This is a genomic window from Pseudoxanthomonas yeongjuensis (assembly GCF_010093345.1).
Lineage (GTDB): Bacteria > Pseudomonadota > Gammaproteobacteria > Xanthomonadales > Xanthomonadaceae > Pseudoxanthomonas_A > Pseudoxanthomonas_A yeongjuensis.
In genome coordinates this window covers 82988-99670 of the sequence record NZ_PDWT01000008.1, presented here as the reverse complement: position 1 = coordinate 99670, position 16683 = coordinate 82988, and the positions used below count along the sequence as shown (strand labels likewise).

Below are 16683 nucleotides of genomic sequence, written 5' to 3'. Positions count from 1 at the left end.
CGCAGGTGTCGGCGGCAATCGTGTCCAACGATTCGTCGGAACAGGGTCGGAACGGTGTTGGCTAGCGGTTAAACCGGAATCCGCATTCAGGCAAGGATCCGGCGAACATGCCTGGATTCACGAAGCGATCGGCGATCCATGCATCCACTGCCGGGCTTCAGCCTTCGCCCCGGTAGCGCAAGGTCAATCCCTTGAGGAAGTTGCGCAGGATCTGGTCGCCGCAGGGGCGGTAGTGCTTGTGCCCGGGCTGGCGGAACAGCGCGCTCAGCTCCGGTTTGGAAAGCGGGAAGCCGGCGCGCTCGAAGATCTCGTGCATGTCCACGTCCTTCAGCTGGAACGCGACCCGCAGCTTCTTCAGCACCAGGTTGTTGCTGATCCGGTCCTCTACCCGGCGCTGCGGCAAGCTCTCGTCGCGACCGCGATAATAGAACACCAGGCCATCGAGGAAATGCGCGAGTACCCGATCGCCGCATGGAACGAAACCGTCCTCGCCCTCCTTCTTCAGCAAACCGGGCACGTCGGATTTTTCAATCGGGAAATCCGCGTCGGCCAACCGGATGACCTCGACCACCTTGCCGTCGCCAAGGTCGAGCATGTAGCGGATGCTGCGCATTACGTCGTTGTTGATCATGGTGCGTCCCGTTTCATAGGCTGCAAGGATACGGGTCAGGTTACCTCTTCGACGTGCACAAGGTGGCCGGGGCCGCTATACGGATTTTCGTCCGGCGCAATTAGGATGGCCGGGCTTAGCGACAATCCGTGGATACAGGAGCGACGATGACCAATCACGCCAATGTCGAACCCTGGATCGTCGATCGGCTGCGGGCGATCTGCCTGGAGTTTCCCGAAGCCCATGAAGAGCGGGCGTGGGTCGGCACGCGCTGGATGATCCGCGGCAGGAACTTCGCCCATGTGCTGGTCATCGACGCGGGCTGGCCGCCGGCCTACGCCAGGGCCGCCGGAACCGATGGCCCGGTCACCGTGCTGACCTTCCGTTCCAGCGCCAGGCTGGAGGCGCCGAAATTCTCGCGCGCTCCCTTCTTCAAACCCGTGTGGTGGCCCGATATCGCCGGTCTGGTCATCGATGCCGGCAGCGACTGGGACGAGGTCAACGACCTCGTGACCGGGAGTTACTGCCTGCTGGCGCCGAAGAAGCTGGCTGCCCTGGTGGATCGTCCTGGCGGGTGACTTGCATGCGTGACGTCGCCTGGATTGGGTTCGTGCCGATTATCCCGGCCTTCCTAGATGCATCCGTTATTGTTGCTGCACTTGACCCGGGATGTTTCGTCCTTGAGCAGTTTCTGCCCAGCGGCCTGTTGTTCGCGCAGCTGCGAGGGCGTGCGGCAGACGCGGGTCATGTAATTGCTGCCGATGCGCGCTTCGCGCGTGCAGATCAGCCGTTCGTCGCCGGTGCGGTTGACGGCGGCGTCGATGCTGGCGAGCAGGCTGGCGACTTCATCCCGGCTGGAAGGATCGAGTTGCGAGGTGTCGACCTTGCCTTCGAGCAATACGGCCAGCCTGTCCTGGTCGGCGAGGATCGCCTTGCGCGTGGATCGCGGCATGTCCACGTAGCGGTCGGTGCGCGCATCCATGTCGGCGCGGATCCCGCGTTGCTGCGCGAGGATATCCGCGCTGCGCAGGGCCGGGTCGGCGGCGCCTGCGTCGTAGGTCGTGGCCAGCAACAGCAGGCAGGCGAAAAGGGAGGGCTTGTTCATCGAGACTTCTCTGCTCGGGTTGTCCCGCCCGACGGTAGCCGATCAAACCCCGCCTCTCCAGACGCTCGAGGCAATCGGCCAATCGGCGCAAAGCCGTCGCCGGGGGCGGTGCGCGTATCGCATGGCCCTGCCCGCGCTCCTGACGGCTCGCCCGGCACAGGCCGCCGCTGGCAGGTACGTTCAGCGGCAATGGGTATGCTTTGCCTTCCTCCAACGTCGTCCAGGCCGCCATGTCCCGCTCCTCCCCGCTTCCCTGGGCCGCACTCATCGCCTGTGCGCTGTTGTCGGCGTGCGGCACTGCGGGCAAGCCCAAATCCGCGCCGCTGTTCATGGAAGAATCCTTCGACTCGGACAACATCTATTCGCGCAATTACGCCACCACGCCCGCGCGCGCCTGCGAAGCGGCGCGACGCGCCTTGCTCGGGCAGGGCTACGTGGTGACGCGCGCCACCGGCGAGTCGGTCGAGGCGACCAAGAACTTCCAGCCCGAACCCGAGGACCACCAGCAACTCGACCTGCGCGTGTCCTGCGTGGAGCACGGCGCCGACCAGGCGCTGGTGTTCGTCAGCGCGGTGCAGGACCGCTATGCGCTGAAGAAGAACCCGACTTCGGCCAGCGTGGGCGTGGGCGTGCTCGGTTCGGTGTCGTTGCCGATCGGCAGCAGCGACGATTCGCTGGTGCGCGTGGCCAGCAAGACCGTGCGCGATGCCGGGTTCTACAAGCGCTTCTTCGACCGTGTCGGCTATTACCTGCCTTCGCAAGCCGGCGCGGAGCCCCCTCCGCCCGAACCGCCGCCGGCGCCATAACAGGGATCGTGCCGCCACCATGCAATCAGCGCACCGAAAACCACGCCTTGCCGCCATCGGCGTTGCCGTCGCCACGCTTGCGGGCGCCCTGCTGTCGGCGGCGTGCTCGCCACCCACAGGCACGGCCACTACTCCGGCTCCCGCTCCCTCGGCAACACCGGCACCGGTGGTAGCACCAGTAGCAGCGCCAGCACCAGCGCGCGTGTTGCCAGACAAGGCCACGGCCGCCGCGCGCATGCGGGAATGCCGGGCAAGTCTCCAAGCCGCCCTGCCGGCGGGCCTGGTGCGCAACGCATCGGTGGACAACGGCCGTCCGAAATTATGGGTCGGTCCCGCCTGGCACCAGAGCACGCCGGCGGTGAAGGAAGCCCTGGCGCGCGAGGCGGCCTGCTTCTTCCTGTCGGGCGACGAATCGAAAACCATCCGGTTCTCGGTCTACGACGACAACGACAGGGAAGTGGCGGTGTGGAATCTTTCGCAGCTGGTCACGTGGTGAAGCGGCACTCGATGCGTTGCACGGCACGCCTTGGCCCCAAGGGGACTTCCTTCGGGGCGTCCCCCCAAGGGGACTTCCTCGGGGCGTCCCCCAAGGGGACTTCCTTCGGGCGTAGGAGCGGGCCTTGCCCGCGATGCTTTTGCGGGCAGCGTGATTAAGAGCATCGCGGGCAAGGCCCGCTCCTACAAAAAAACAGGCCGCTCGATCGACATGGCCACGCTGGAACAGGATCGCGGCACCGCGTGGGCGTCGTCTGATACCGCCTGACCCCGCTTGAGCCGCAGCCGATACAATCGCAGCCAACGCAACAGGGGGAATGGCATGAACGTGGTGAAGACCTGTCTGGCGGTCGGCGTGGTCGTCGCCGGCATCTGTCTGTGGAGCGTATACGCGCCGGAAGGCGGCGTCAGCGAAGTGGTCGCCAAGGCAACCAGGCGAATCGATTCCGGAAAAACAGCCGGCGGCCATGGCTTCGTCCAGATCCCGGCGCCCGATGGACAGGCCAGCCGGGGCATCGTCATTTTCGCGCCCGCCAACTGTCCCTCCGATGCCGCGCAACGCGCCGAGGCACTGGCCCGCCGCCTCTCCGCCGAGGGCGTGCCCTACGCGCGTTCGGAAAACGCCGAGTTCGGCAGCCTGGCCTCGCCGGACGAGGTCTCGAAAGTGCTGTCGGTGATGAATGGGCCCGTGCCCGTGGTGTTCGTCAACGGCAAGGCCAAGGCCAATCCCACGCCAGAGGAAGTGGTTGCCGAGTATCGCGGCGGATAAGAGGCCTGCCGGGAAACCCGATCAAGGACCCTGCGGATCCGGTGAGTCGTCCGGAGCGGGTGCGCCAGGATCCGGGTTCACGCCGGGATCGTGCAAGGGTGGGAAAACCGGATCGGTCGGTTGGCCCGGCGGCACATCCCTGACCGGGCTGGGTACCTCGCCGGGTTTCGGGCGCGGCGGGGCGGCGGGGTTGGGGTCGTGCGGGTTCATGGCGTTCTCCTCGCTGGTGCATGAGCCGTGATGCACGCGACCATGCGCGAACATCCGCTCGTCGTGCGTGAAGATCGCGATGAATGCGCATGCTGGGCCGTCGCGCTGCATTGCAGTACATACGAATTCATGCGTACGCGTGCCGCCATGGCTTGTAGCCTCGTTCACGAATGCGAAGGCAGCGGCCCATCGCAAGTCCTGGGGATTCCGCCATGAGAACACTGATCGTACTTTTCCTGGGCCTGGCATTGAGCGCCGCCGCGCAGGCGCGCGACTACGCCATCGATCACCTGGAACCCGCCAGCTGGTGGGTGGGAATGGAACATCGCCGGGTCGAGTTGATGGTGCATGGCGATGCGGTCGCGGCATTGACGCCGCGGCTGTCGCGCCGCGGCGTCGCCCTGGCCGATGTGCAGAAGGTGGCGAATCCCAACTACCTGTTCGTCACCCTCGACATCGCCGCCGACGCAGAACCGGGCGGCTTCGACATCGAATTCCTCGATGGCGATCGCATCGCCGTGCGCCACCCGTTCCGCCTCGACGCGCGCGAACCGGGGTCGGCGGCGCGGCGCGGCTTCGATTCGTCCGATGCGATCTATCTGATCGTGCCGGACCGTTTCGCCAATGGAGATCCGGGCAACGACAGCGTCGCGGGAATGCGCGAAGCGGCCGATCGCGCCTCGCCCAACGGGCGCCACGGCGGCGACATCGCGGGAATTTCCAGGCACCTCGATTACATCGCCGGCATGGGCTACACCCAGTTGTGGCCGACGCCGTTGCTGGAGAACAACCAACCAAGATATTCCTATCACGGTTACGCCATCACCGACCTGTACCGGATCGATCCGCGCTTCGGCAGCAACCAGGACTACCGCGCTTTGTCCGCCAAGGCGCGCGCGCAGGGTGTCGGCCTGATCATGGACGTGGTCCTGAACCACATCGGTTCGCAGCACTGGTGGATGCGCGACCTGCCCACGCCGGACTGGATCAACCACGGCGGGAAGTTCGCGCCCACCAACCATCGCCGGACCACGGTGCAGGATCCGCATGCAGCACGCGTGGACCGTGCCGGCTTCGTCGAAGGCTGGTTCTCGCCCGGCATGCCCGACCTCAACCAGCGCAACCCGCACCTGGCCACCTACCTGATCCAGAACAGCCTGTGGTGGATCGAATACGCCGGCCTGTCCGGCATCCGCGAAGACACCTACGGCTATGCCGACGCCGATTTCCTCAGCGCGTGGGGCAAGGCGATACTCGAGGAGTATCCCGGCTTCAGCATGGTCGGCGAGGAGTGGAGCGCGCATCCGGCCACGGTCGCGCACTGGCAGCGTGGCAAGGTCGATACCGACGGCCATGTTCCGTGGATGCCGAGCATGATGGATTTCCCGATCCACATCGCCTTGCGCAGTGCGTTGACGGAACCCGAAGGCATCGAGACCGGCTGGGGACGCCTGTACGAAATGCTCGGCAACGATTACCTGTACCCGGACGCCGACCGGCTGGTGGTGTTCGCCGAGAACCACGACACCACGCGCGTGCTCGCCCAGCTGGACGGCGATACGGCTCTGTTCAAGCTGGCCATGGCCTATGTCGCCACGATGCGCGGCACGCCGCAATTCTTCTACGGCTCCGAAGCGCTGATGCAGGGCCCGCGCGAACGCGACGACGGCCGGATCCGCGCCGACATGCCGGGTGGTTGGGCAGGCGATGCGAAAAGCGCATTCACCGGCGCTGGCCTGTCGGTCGCCGAACGCGATGCGCAGGATTACCTGCGGCGCCTGCTGCAATGGCGCAAGCGCGCCCCGGTCGTGCGGCACGGCAAGCTGCGGCACTTCGCGCCGGTCGATGGCGTCTATGTGTATTTCCGCTACGACGATAGCGGCGCGGTGATGGTGGCCTTGAACCGGAATGCCGAAACCGTGCCGCTGGCGCTGGATCGCTTCGGCGATTTCATCGATGCGAAAAGTCGCGGCCACGATGTGATGACGGGTCTAGGGGTCGCATTCGACAGGCCCCTGCAACTGGGCGGAAAGTCGGCGACGATCGTGCGGATCGAGTAGGGGGACGGCGGCGGCAGGCGCATCCGACGGGGAATGCAATGGGCGGGCCCCGGTTTTCCATGCCGTCGATCCCCGCTTCCATCGCGTATTCCCGGGTTTCGTCGCAACAGCCCCCAACCGTGGCGCCCGCGATCCTATCCTGCCGGCCATCGATGCAAGCGGGGTGCCCCATGCAAGTCCACTTCCTGTTCGTCCTGCGCAAGCTGATCGCCTGGTTGTTCGCCTTCCTGTCCGCATTGCTGCCGCACCACCTGCTGGTGCAAGTGCCCGAGAACGAGCGTTGCCTCGTGCCGCACGAGGCGGCGCAGGGGGAAGTGCCGCCGCCGGTCCAGGCGCCGGTCGAACCGGCGGAGCAGGTGGCCACGACACCGCCGAAGCGATGATGCATTGACCCGCAAGCGGCTTTCGAATCGAATGAGGCCGCAGCGCTTCCGTGGCCTGTCCGGGTCCCCGGTTGCGTTGATCCATTCGACGTCCTGCGCGCGCAGGACGGGCCGCCGGAAGGGGTCCGGCGGCCGGCGGCCGGATCATGGCGGCAATGCAGCATGCAACAGGGGATTCGCGGTAGATGAAGTTTCCAGTCGTTTCCGTTCCGGCGGCGATTCCATTCGTGCGCGGTTCCAGTCCTGGGCGCAGGCTTCCCGCATGCGCGGCGCGTTGCGAACCCCGTCGGTGCCCGGGCACCGACTCGTGCGGGGCCATGATTACCGTGGCGGGGGAGTGATCGGGACATGTCGATCACGCTACGCACCAGTGGACTCGATGCCCTGGACAGCGATTCGCTGGCGGCCTGGGATGCGTTGGCGCGGCAACTGCCGACGGCAGCGAACCCGTTCGCGACCCCGCAATTCGTCCTGCCCGCCGCGCGCTGGTTGACGCCGGGGCATCGCCCGCTGGTGGTCCTGATCGAGCGCGCTGGCCACGGCGGCAAGGAACTGATCGGGCTGGGTTGCTTCACCCGGGAGCGGCCCGGCTGGCGAATACCGGTGCCGCACCTGCGCAGCTACCACACGCTGCACACTTTCCGTTCGGGAATGCTGTGCGCGCCGGGCGAATCCGCCACCGTCGCCGCCGCCTTGCTGGCCCATGTCGGGGGACGCGATTCCTCCGCGCATGCGATCGATTTCCACAACCTGCCCGCAACCTGCCCGATCTTCTCCGCCTTGTGCGATGGTGCGCGCGAGGCCGGGGGAAGCTGGTTCGAGCGCCATCGTTTCCAGCGGCCGGTCCTGGACCTGGACGCGGGGATTTCCCCGTTGGCGGGATTCCCCGGTTCCACGCTGAAGGACCTGCGCCGATGCAGGCGCAGGCTGGAAGAACGCGGCGAGGTCGGCTTCCGCATCCGCCACGGCAGCGACGCCGTGCAGGACCACGTGCGGCTCGAACACGCCGGCTGGAAAGGCGCCAACGGGACCTCGCTGCTTTCCTCGGTCGAGCAGGCCGGTTTCTTCCGCGAGATGAGCGCGCGCTTCGAAGAAATCGGTGCGATCGTTTTTGCCGAAACGCTGTGCGACGGCCAGGTGATCGCGTCCTCCAGCAACCTGCTGCTGGGCGACACCTTGAGTGCCTTCAAGATCGGCTGGGATCCGGAGTTCGCCAGGTCCAGCCCAGGACGCCTGAACGAGATGTCGCTGCTCGAACAAGCGCCAGCGCTCTGGCCCCGGTTGCGGCGATTCGACAGCCTGTCCAGGGAAAAATCGTACCTGGCGGATCTGCTTCCGCATAAGCAGACATTGGTCAGCGGCGCGCTGGCGACCTCGCGCCTGGGCCAGCAGGCGATGCGCGTGGCCCATCCGCTGCGGCAGCTTGCTTTCCGGGTGAGGCCACCCGCTCCGTATGCGGCGGCCCTGTGCGCTTCGGAACTCGCTGCCAGCCCGAAAGCGGCGTATTGCATTGTTGCCTGAGATGTACGTGACGTGGCGACGTTGCGCGGGCCGACGATCCTGCGCGATGTCCTGACGCCTGCCAAGCATGCGTTTATGCTGGGGTAGCAATGGAAGACACAGGGATGTCCGATGAAGAACAACGCCGTGATCCGCTCCGCGCGCCTGGCCGATGCCGCCGAGCTGTCCGCGCTCATGCGCCGGACTTTCCTCGCCGCCAACGGCCATTGCAGCACGCCGGAAAACCTGGCCGCGTTCCTGGAGGCCACTTACCGTCCGGAACTGCAGGCGCGCGAGATCCGCGACCCGGACACGCTGACCTTGATCGTCGAACAGGACGGGCAATGGGCCGGTTTCGCGCAGCTGCGCTGGGGCACGCCGACGCCGGCGGAAGTGGGTCCGCTGCCGACGGTGGAACTGGGGCGCATCTACCTGGATGCCGCCTTCCACGGGCGCGGCATCGCCGCGCGACTGGTCGCCAACCTGCTGGCCGCGGCCAGCCTGCGCGGTTCGCGTTCGGTGTGGCTGAGCGTGTGGCAGGAAGCGCCGCAGGCGATCCGCTTTTACAAGAAGCACGGTTTCCAGATCGTCGGGCGCTCGGTCTTCATGGTCGGCGAGGATCCGAAGCAAGACTGGGTGATGACGCAAGCGCTGCCGCAGGGCTGAGGGCGGATGATTTTGCCTCCTTTGCAAAGGAGGAGGCCAAGCGAAACAAAGCCCGCTTCCGTCATGGTTCCGCAGCAGTGCCCTTGATCTCAGCGCCCATGATCTCCTTGCGCAGGCGCACCGCTTCGCGAGCCCCGGAAAAGCGCAATCCATTGCCGCCGCGTTCGATGCCCAGTTGCCGGTAAGCCGGGTCCAGCGTCGGGAATTCGCGTAGCGCGGCATGGCGTCGATAGAGCGCGGTCAGCAGTTCGCCACCGGCCAGATGATCCAGTGCGGCGATGAAGTCGTCCGGCGCCAACGTCGCGTTGCCGTCCAGGCAACAACGCGCGTATTCGTCCAGCACCGCATCGAGCGAGGTGCCGCGTTCGCGGCGCAATGCAAGATCCGCTTCCAGCCAGTAGGCGGCGCCGGCCCAGTACACGCGCATGGTGCCGCCGCGTCCGCGTCCCATCGCGTCCATCCGCGTGCCGGAAGTGGCCGCTTCGCCGCGGCGGAAGCCGGCATCGAGGCGTTCCCAGGCCTCGTCCGCGCCCAGCATGCCGGCGCGCGCGCGGAAAACGTTCTGGTAATAGCTGGCCAGGCCTTCGGCCAGCCAGCGCCCGCTGTCGCCGAGATACGGATGGTAGAGGTGCGACAGTTCGTGCACCGCGGTCCAGTCGCCGCGCAAGGCTTCGTAGTCCGCATTCCGGCGCACGTACAGCAGCACGCCTGTCTCGCGGCGGCGCTGGGTCTGGCCCCACGGCACCGGACTGGAATCGCGGCTGTCGATCTGTTGCACGCGCACGTAGGCGCTGCGCAAGGGAAAGCGCCCGGACAGGGTCTTCGTCGCCTCGGCGCTTTCGCTGATCCAGCGCTGCAGCGTATCCACGCGCGCCGGGTCGTCCACGTCCACCACTTCGACCCGCAAAGCGCTGTCGCCGGCATGCAGCACGCGAGTGGCGGTGGCCGCGAGGCAGGGAATCGGCAGCAGGCACAGCAGCAACAGGAAATGGCGCATGCGGGCATTGAATGCGCGGGGACCGGCAAGGTTCCGTGAAATGCGCGCACCGGCGCAGCGGGATGCACTCTCCCGCGAACCCGGGCTAATCCGGAAATCGGACCGGGCGTAGACTCTGCGCACTTTCCTTTCCGGCAGCAGAACCATGAGCGACGCCCTTTCGATGTACCAGGCCACCGTGCCCGTCGGCCAACGCGCATTGCGCAACCTGCGCCAGCTGCTGGTGAAGGGCGAGGCCCATGCGCAAGCGCAGGGCTTCGATGCGGGCGTGCTGCTGCAGACGCGCCTGTACCCGGACATGTTCCCGCTGCTGCGCCAGGTGCAGATCGCCACCGATGGCGTCAAGAACGCGGCGGCCCGGCTGGCCGGGGTGGAGGCGCTGAAGTTCGAGGACGACGAAACCACCTTCGCCGAACTGTATGCGCGCCTCGACCGCGCGATCGACTACCTGGGCACGTTCACTGCCGCGCAGATCGACGGCAGCGAAGGCCGCGCCATCTCGGTGCCGCGCCGGAACGGCGAGCCGCTCAGCTTCGACGGACGCACCTATCTGCTCGCCTTCGTCACCCCGAACCTGTATTTCCACGTCGCCACCGCCTACGCGATCCTGCGCCACGCCGGCGTGCCATTGGGCAAGGCGGACTTCCTCGCCGGCAGCTGACCGGCGCTCGCCGGGCTCAGAAAACCGCCGCGCTCAGCAGTGGCGCCGGGTCGGCCCAGTGCGCGCGCGCATCGAGAAAGCCCAGTTCCAGCAGCACCGCCGCGCCGACCACATCGGCGCCTTGTTGCCGGGTCAAGGCCAGCGCCGCCTTGAGGGTGCCGCCGGTGGCGAGCACGTCATCGACCACGATCACCCGCGCACCGGGCGGCATGGCGTCGGCATGGATCTGCAGGCGGTCGCTGCCGTATTCCAGGGCGTAGTCCAGCGACAGCGTGCGCGCCGGCAGCTTGCCCGGCTTGCGCACCGGGACGAAGCCGATGCCCAGCGCATGCGCGAGTGCGGCGCCGAGGATGAAGCCGCGCGATTCGATGCCGACCACCGCATCCAGCGCCGCATCGCGCCACGGTGCGGCCATCTCGGCGATCGCCGAAACGAACGCCTGCGCATCGGCCAGCACCGGGGTGATGTCCTTGAACAGGATGCCGGGCCTGGGGAAATCGGGTACATCGCGCAGCAGGGTTCGCCAGTCGGACATCACGTTTTCCATGGGAGGGTCGGCAGCGATGCTAACCGCTCGCGTACCCTGCAAGGCAATCCGTATTGAAACCCGCGCCGGAATCCGCGCTCACACCGGATTGACCCTTGCGGTCGCAGACTCGACCGTCATCCACCTTCCCCGATCCCGGATTCCCATGAAATCCATGCGTCGTCTCGCCGGCCCGATCGCCTTCGCCTTGCTCGCGGGTTGCAGCCAGGGGCATTCCGAAACCAGCGCAGGCCAGGACACCGGTCCAACGCCGCTGCTGGCGCAGCCCGAGTCTTCGCTGATCCCCACCGTCGATATCGCACCGGCCGTCGGTTGGCCGGCGCAAGGCAAACCCGCCGCTGCGCCGGGTTTCGCGGTGAATGCCTTCGCCAATGGACTGGATCACCCGCGCACCGTGTACGTGCTGCCCAATGGCGATGTATTGGTGGCCGAAACCAATGCGCCGCCCAGGCCCGATGACGACAAGGGTCTGAAGGGCAAGGTGACCAAGAGGGTAATGAAGAAAGCGGGGGCGGGCGTGCCCAGCGCCAACCGCATCGTCCTGTTGCGTGACGCCGATGGCGATGGGGCCGCGGAAACGCGCAGCGTGTTCCTGCAGAACCTCAACTCGCCGTTCGGCGTCGCCCTGGTCGGCGACACGCTGTACGTGGCCAATACCGATGCGGTGGTGCGCTTCCCGTATCGCACGGGCGAGACCGCGATAGCCGCCGCACCGGTGAAGGTGGTCGACCTTCCCGCGGGCTCCCTCAACCATCACTGGACCAAGAGTCTGGTCGCCAGCGCCGATGGCAGGCATTTGTACGTCGGCGTCGGTTCCAACAGCAATGTCGGAGAAAACGGCATCGACAACGAAACCGATCGCGCCGCGGTGCTGGAAATCGATGCGGCCGCCGGCACCCGCCGCGTATTCGCCAGTGGCCTGCGCAACCCGACCGCGCTGGCCTGGCAGCCGGACGACGGCCGCTTGTGGGCCGTGGTCAACGAACGCGACGAACTGGGCAATGATCTCGTGCCCGATTATCTGACCTCGGTCCGCGAAGGCGCGTTCTACGGTTTCCCATACAGCTATTACGGCCAGCACGTCGACAAGCGCATGCAGCCGCAGGATCCCGCGCGGGTCGCCACGGCGATCGCGCCGGACTATGCGCTGGGCTCGCATGTGGCGCCGCTGGGACTGGCCTTCTATACCGGCGATGCATTGCCGCCGCGTTTCCACAATGGCGCCTTCATCGGCTTGCATGGTTCCTGGAACCGCAAGCCGTTGAGCGGCTACAAGGTCGTGTTCGTTCCGTTCGAGCAGGGCAAAGCTTCGGGCCCGATCGAAACCGTGCTCGATGGCTTCCTCAACGCCAAGGGCGAGGCGCAAGGTCGCCCGGTCGGCGTGGCCCAGGACAGTCGCGGCGCGGTGCTGGTCGCCGACGATGTCGGCAACACGATCTGGCGGCTGGTCGTGGCCACCACGCCAGCCTCGCACTGACAGGCCGGCCCGATCCGCTGGTTTGATCATCGGCATGGAAATCCCGATGAAATCCGGAGCGGTGAAACGACGATGCAACACTCCGCATCCATGCTCGCGGCCACGTCCCCACGTGGAGAGGAACGATGGAACGCATCCTGTTCACCATCTCGCCGGTCTACAACGGCTGGCAGGTGCGCGATGAGCTCAGGAACCGCGACTGGTTCGAGCAACTGGAAGATGCGGTGGCCTCGGCCGATACCCTGGCCCAGGCCCGGCATGCGCTGACCGGCAACAGCACCGGCGTGCTGGTCGATGTGGGCGAGGGCGATGCGGTCATGCGCGCGCGCCATGGATAGGGATTGCCGAAGACGCTTCAGGAAGCGGTAACGCGCTTTTCACGCAATGCTTAACCGGCGCTGGTTAGGTTGGGCGCCCCGAACCATGGGAGCTCCACATGCAGCAAGCATATTTTTTCGCCCAGGACCTGGCGGGCAACCGGCAGAAGGTGCACGTGCTGGGACCATCGATTGCGCATGATGACGCCGGTAGCGGCGCGCCGCGCGCCGCCTATGCGCTGGACGACGGCAGCGCGGTCGAGCGCATCGACAGCGACACCTTCAGGATCATCGGCACCGGAGCGCTGGTCACCCTGGTCCGGGAATGAGCCGTCGCACGCACGACTGAGGCGGATGGCCGGGCCGGGCTGGTCTAAGATGCGGTAACGCAACACGAGTGGGGACTCGTGATGAAACCATGGATTCCGGCCACGCTCGCGCTCGCCGCATCGATCGCCTTGCCCTGGGCGCTGGCCGCCAAGGAATACCGCAAGGCGCCCGTGGAAGTGGTCGAGTGGCCACTGCCCTGGGCCAAGGGTGTCAGCCTGGATTACGACGACACCAGCGAGCGGATCACCGAGGTCAAGGGCGTGGGCAACCGCGTGGTGACCACCGGCGTGACCCGGATCCGGATCATCGGTGAGGACGCGCAGGGCTACGTGCAATCGTGGACCACGCTGGACAGCGATACACGATACGAGCAGGTGTCGGACGCGGGCCAGCTGATGCTGCAGGAACTGACCTCAAGCATGGGCGGCCTGCCGCTAGAGGTGCGGCTGGCAGCGGATGGAACCTACGCCGGCATCGCCAACCTGGACGCGGTCCACAGACGTTTCGGCGCGGTGGCGGAACCGCAGTTCGAAAGGATCCTCGCCAACGGCGGCAAGCCCATGGCGGAAGGGGTGCGTGCCGGCCTGCGCAATGTATTCGATTTGTTGACCACGCGGCCGGTGCTGGAAATGCAGCTGTCGATCCTGCCTTCGGCCTACAACTTCGTTTCCCGGGGCGGGCTCGGCCTGGAACACGAATACCAGTACCAGGATAAGGGTCCCAACCCGCAGGGTGGCGACGCCTATCCCATGACCGGACGCATGACCCTGCACAAGGACGAGCTGCACGAAGGCTGGCTGATGATGGAATGGAGCCTGGGCATCGACCGCGACAAGGGTGGGGAAATACTCGCCGCCTCCGCCCGCAGTCTGCTCGGCGATGCGTTCCTGGCCGATGGCGGCAAGGAGACGCAGGACGCGATCGCGCGGATGGCCGGCAACATCGATATAGGCAGCTCCACCCGCTTCCGTATCGATCCGGCCACCGGCATCGTCCAGTGGATGCAACTGGTGCAACGCAAGCGCGTGGGCGATCGCAACGAAGTGCGCACCACCACCTTGACCTTGCGCAAGGACGAATACGTCGCCATGCCTGGCGGCAGGCCACGCGGCGCGTCCGCCGCGCTGATCCAGGATTGCGCCGACGCGAAGGCGGCTTCGATGTCGGTGGTCGAAGCCTGTACCGGATTGCTCGAGTCCGTTTCCAGCGGTAATGCGATCCGGGAGATGGCTTATTTCAATCGCGCTCGCGCCCACGGGGCCAGGCAGGAATACGACCAGGCCATCACCGACCTGGGCGAGGTGTTGCGCCTGGATCCGGGCAATGCCAAGGCCCATGGCTTGCGCGGCGCGATGCATGGGAACAAGAACGAACTGGACGAAGCCATCGCCGATTTCGACCGGGCCATCGCGTTGGATCCGGAAGACTTCGATGCATTCATGAATCGAGGCACCGCACGCGAGCGCAATGGCGAATACCTGCGCGCGACCGAGGATTACGATCGCGCCATCGCGCTTGCGCCGAAGCAGGCCGGCGCCTGGGGCGGCCGCTGCTGGTCGCGCGCGGTGGCCGGGATCGTACTGGAGTCGGCACTGGCCGATTGCCAGCGCGCCATCGAACTCGACAAGACCGACGCCAACCATCTCAACAGCCGCGGCTTCGTGCATTTTCGCCTGCGCCATTTCGACCTGGCCATCCGCGACTACGATGCCGCGATCGCCGCCGACCCGAAGGTAGCCTCGTCGTTCTACGTGCGCGGACTGGCCAAGGCGCAGCAGGGCGACCGGCGCGGCGCCGATGCCGACCTCGCCGCGGCGACCGCGCTGGACCCGGGCGTGGCCGGACGCTATGCGGGGTATGGGGTGAAGCCCTGATCGATCCACCGGGTTGTGGATGCGTTCTGCGTGTCTGCAGGTGCATGGACCAGGGAAATGGGCGACGGGTCGGTCTTTCGTCGGCTTATTCCCGGCTTGGTCGGCGCATATGGCGGTTTTGTCATCGCCCTGTTGCCGGCGGCCCCGTGGAATCGCAACCTCCTCTCCAGCGCCGGATCCGACACCGGTCATGAGACATCAAGGAGTACGGAGTTGAAGATACTTATCGCGACGGTGGCCTGGTGCCTGCTGTTCATCCTGTGCTGGCCGCTGGCCCTGCTGGTCCTGGTGCTGTGGCCCATCGTGTGGTTGCTCGCCTTGCCGTTCCGGCTGGTGGGCATCACCTTCACCGCGCTGTTCGCGTTCCTGCAGGCGATCCTGTTCCTGCCGGCGCGCATGCTTGGCTGGCGTCCGCGGCCGGTGCAAGCGCATCGCGCTGCGGCTGCCTAGGATTCTTCCGTTCGGGTTCCGCCCCTGCGCTTGCGGCGAGTCTTGCCTAATGTCGTCATCCCCGCGAAAGCGGGGACCCAGTGACTTTGGCAAGGTAGCCGGAAAGGGCAAGGGGCAGAACAGCACTTAGGCGAGCACGCGGCGAGTGTGCCTAACAGCTCCTCATGCCGCACCCGCAGCAGGGCGGCGGCTAAGTGCACGCCTTCGGCTATATTCGCACCCAGTCGCCAGCCCGCTAAGAGTCGGCTTAATTCAGGCGCTAGCCCCTCGAAGCCACCTGTCAAGGAATCATATATGACCCGACTCTTGTTGCTCGCACTGCTTGTCGTATCCTTCAGTGCAAGCGCGGTCGTCATTCGAGATGACGTTGATGACTCGAAGTATCGGGTTCCGGAATCTGAGTTTCCTGCTCTAGTTGACATGCCTGGCGAGGGGCATGGCGTATTGATTACTCCGCAGTGGGTAATTACCGCCGCTCATGCCGTCACGTGGCAATCTGAAATCAAGCAGGTAACGATTAACGGGGTACCCAGAGATGTTGAACGCCTCGTGATACACCCCGGATACAAAAAGCCGCCGCAAGAGCTACTTGACCAGGCGCTGGCCACTTGGGATTGGACGCTTTTTAGGGTGCTGCTCTCCTCATCAGAGGACATTGCACTTATAGAACTGGCACAACCCGTTACTGACGTCTCTCCTGTCGCAATCAACAAGAGCGACGATGAGTTCGGCCAAATCGTCAAGTTCATAGGGAGAGGCGCCACGGGTAACGGAGTCACTGGGTACGAATTTAGTAGCTCCCACCGTACCGAGCTTCGTCGTGCGTACAACAAGGTCACCAGCGCCCACGACCGCTGGCTCTGCTATATGTTCGACAAGTCGTCGGACGCCTTGCCCCTTGAGGGCGGCTCAGGAAGTGGCGACAGTGGTGGACCAGTCCTCATCCAGGCTGAGAAGAATTGGTTGTTGGCCGGACTGGCTTCGTGGTCAGATCCTCAAAGCACTATTAGGACGCCTGGACGGTATGGCCAAATCACCTGCAATGTCCGCCTGAGCCATTACAAGGATTGGATTGAAAGTGTTATCTCTGCGCAGCTGTAAGTGGGGCTAACAATTCGTTCAAGCCGAACTTGCTTCGCTACACCAACAACATGGCAGAAAGAGCTTGCCATGTTGTTGGGTCCGCTACGCAGGTCGGTTTAATTCAGGCGCTAGGCCATGAAAAGCGCTGTTGTTTCGGCAATTTTTATAGTGATGGCGATCGCGGGCGTTATCGCAATGCATATAGGCATATTTGTTCCGTCTCCTTTTTGGATGGTTCTTTGCGCTATACCGGAAACTGCCGTGGCATTGGCTTTCGTTCGCTTCACCGTCAATCGTCCGCGACTTTCGCGACGCTCGGTTCTATACGGAAGGCCAGACAGAA

General features: G+C 65.4%; 20 protein-coding genes. 15 read left to right on the top strand and 5 right to left on the bottom strand.

Annotated features, from left to right (window positions below):
• Positions 1-157 precede the first annotated feature (157 nt).
• Positions 158-631: a YehS family protein gene (locus CSC74_RS15695; protein ID WP_162315439.1), complete on the bottom strand. Its 474-nt coding sequence runs from the start codon at positions 629-631 to the stop codon at positions 158-160.
• A 146-nt stretch (positions 632-777) separates the two neighbouring features.
• Here CSC74_RS15695 and CSC74_RS15690 point away from each other — a divergent pair, with 146 nt between their 5' ends.
• The gene (locus CSC74_RS15690; RefSeq protein WP_162315438.1) at positions 778-1188 is read left to right on the top strand and encodes an MmcQ/YjbR family DNA-binding protein; all 411 of its coding nucleotides are present in this window, start codon (positions 778-780) and stop codon (positions 1186-1188) included.
• A 53-nt stretch (positions 1189-1241) separates the two neighbouring features.
• Here CSC74_RS15690 and CSC74_RS15685 read toward each other — a convergent pair whose 3' ends face one another.
• Positions 1242-1715 carry a hypothetical protein gene (locus tag CSC74_RS15685; RefSeq protein ID WP_162315437.1) on the bottom strand — a complete coding sequence of 158 codons (474 nt, stop codon included), beginning with the start codon at positions 1713-1715 and terminating at the stop codon, positions 1242-1244.
• Between the two features lie 230 nt (positions 1716-1945).
• Between CSC74_RS15685 and CSC74_RS15680 the strand changes: the two genes are divergently transcribed.
• From CSC74_RS15680 to CSC74_RS15670, 3 genes are all read left to right on the top strand, one after another.
• The gene (locus tag CSC74_RS15680; protein WP_162315436.1) at positions 1946-2521 is read left to right on the top strand and encodes a DUF2242 domain-containing protein; all 576 of its coding nucleotides are present in this window, start codon (positions 1946-1948) and stop codon (positions 2519-2521) included.
• A 202-nt stretch (positions 2522-2723) separates the two neighbouring features.
• On the top strand, positions 2724-3017 hold the full coding sequence (locus CSC74_RS15675; RefSeq protein ID WP_162315435.1) for a hypothetical protein: 294 nt from the start codon (positions 2724-2726) through the stop codon (positions 3015-3017).
• A 321-nt stretch (positions 3018-3338) separates the two neighbouring features.
• The gene (locus CSC74_RS15670) at positions 3339-3785 is read left to right on the top strand and encodes a hypothetical protein (protein WP_162315434.1); all 447 of its coding nucleotides are present in this window, start codon (positions 3339-3341) and stop codon (positions 3783-3785) included.
• 21 nt (positions 3786-3806) lie between these two features.
• Here CSC74_RS15670 and CSC74_RS15665 read toward each other — a convergent pair whose 3' ends face one another.
• A complete protein-coding gene (locus tag CSC74_RS15665) occupies positions 3807-3995 on the bottom strand; it encodes a hypothetical protein (protein ID WP_162315433.1) in 189 nt (62 codons plus the stop codon).
• Positions 3996-4207: 212 nt separating this feature from the next.
• On the opposite strand from CSC74_RS15665, the gene CSC74_RS15660 reads away from it, so the two are divergent.
• From CSC74_RS15660 to CSC74_RS15645, 4 genes are all read left to right on the top strand, one after another.
• Positions 4208-6055: a glycoside hydrolase family 13 protein gene (locus CSC74_RS15660; RefSeq protein ID WP_162315432.1), complete on the top strand. Its 1848-nt coding sequence runs from the start codon at positions 4208-4210 to the stop codon at positions 6053-6055.
• Between the two features lie 170 nt (positions 6056-6225).
• Complete coding sequence (locus CSC74_RS15655) at positions 6226-6438, top strand: hypothetical protein (RefSeq protein WP_162315431.1); 213 nt, start codon at positions 6226-6228, stop codon at positions 6436-6438.
• 348 nt (positions 6439-6786) lie between these two features.
• Entirely contained in the window at positions 6787-7959 is a 1173-nt protein-coding gene (locus tag CSC74_RS15650) for a GNAT family N-acetyltransferase (RefSeq protein ID WP_162315430.1), read from the top strand.
• Positions 7960-8070: 111 nt separating this feature from the next.
• Positions 8071-8604 carry a GNAT family N-acetyltransferase gene (locus CSC74_RS15645; RefSeq protein WP_162315429.1) on the top strand — a complete coding sequence of 178 codons (534 nt, stop codon included), beginning with the start codon at positions 8071-8073 and terminating at the stop codon, positions 8602-8604.
• Between the two features lie 61 nt (positions 8605-8665).
• Here the strand turns inward: CSC74_RS15645 and CSC74_RS15640 are convergent, their stop codons facing one another.
• Positions 8666-9601 carry a M61 metallopeptidase family protein gene (locus CSC74_RS15640; RefSeq protein WP_162315428.1) on the bottom strand — a complete coding sequence of 312 codons (936 nt, stop codon included), beginning with the start codon at positions 9599-9601 and terminating at the stop codon, positions 8666-8668.
• A gap of 145 nt (positions 9602-9746) precedes the next feature.
• On the opposite strand from CSC74_RS15640, the gene CSC74_RS15635 reads away from it, so the two are divergent.
• The gene (locus CSC74_RS15635) at positions 9747-10262 is read left to right on the top strand and encodes a DUF1993 domain-containing protein (RefSeq protein WP_162315427.1); all 516 of its coding nucleotides are present in this window, start codon (positions 9747-9749) and stop codon (positions 10260-10262) included.
• A 16-nt stretch (positions 10263-10278) separates the two neighbouring features.
• Here CSC74_RS15635 and CSC74_RS15630 read toward each other — a convergent pair whose 3' ends face one another.
• Positions 10279-10797: an adenine phosphoribosyltransferase gene (locus CSC74_RS15630; RefSeq protein ID WP_246193319.1), complete on the bottom strand. Its 519-nt coding sequence runs from the start codon at positions 10795-10797 to the stop codon at positions 10279-10281.
• Positions 10798-10954: 157 nt separating this feature from the next.
• Here CSC74_RS15630 and CSC74_RS15625 point away from each other — a divergent pair, with 157 nt between their 5' ends.
• From CSC74_RS15625 to CSC74_RS15600, 6 genes are all read left to right on the top strand, one after another.
• Positions 10955-12286, top strand: coding sequence for a PQQ-dependent sugar dehydrogenase (locus CSC74_RS15625; RefSeq protein ID WP_211369664.1), 1332 nt, complete (start codon positions 10955-10957; stop codon positions 12284-12286).
• A 125-nt stretch (positions 12287-12411) separates the two neighbouring features.
• Entirely contained in the window at positions 12412-12624 is a 213-nt protein-coding gene (locus tag CSC74_RS15620) for a hypothetical protein (RefSeq protein ID WP_162315425.1), read from the top strand.
• Between the two features lie 98 nt (positions 12625-12722).
• Positions 12723-12932 carry a hypothetical protein gene (locus tag CSC74_RS15615; protein ID WP_162315424.1) on the top strand — a complete coding sequence of 70 codons (210 nt, stop codon included), beginning with the start codon at positions 12723-12725 and terminating at the stop codon, positions 12930-12932.
• An 81-nt stretch (positions 12933-13013) separates the two neighbouring features.
• A complete protein-coding gene (locus tag CSC74_RS15610) occupies positions 13014-14807 on the top strand; it encodes a tetratricopeptide repeat protein (RefSeq protein ID WP_162315423.1) in 1794 nt (597 codons plus the stop codon).
• A gap of 213 nt (positions 14808-15020) precedes the next feature.
• Positions 15021-15257 (top strand): hypothetical protein, encoded by a 237-nt coding sequence (locus CSC74_RS15605; protein ID WP_162315422.1) that lies wholly within the window; start codon positions 15021-15023, stop codon positions 15255-15257.
• A gap of 294 nt (positions 15258-15551) precedes the next feature.
• Complete coding sequence (locus tag CSC74_RS15600) at positions 15552-16358, top strand: trypsin-like serine protease (RefSeq protein WP_162315421.1); 807 nt, start codon at positions 15552-15554, stop codon at positions 16356-16358.
• The last annotated feature ends 325 nt before the right edge of the window (positions 16359-16683 follow it).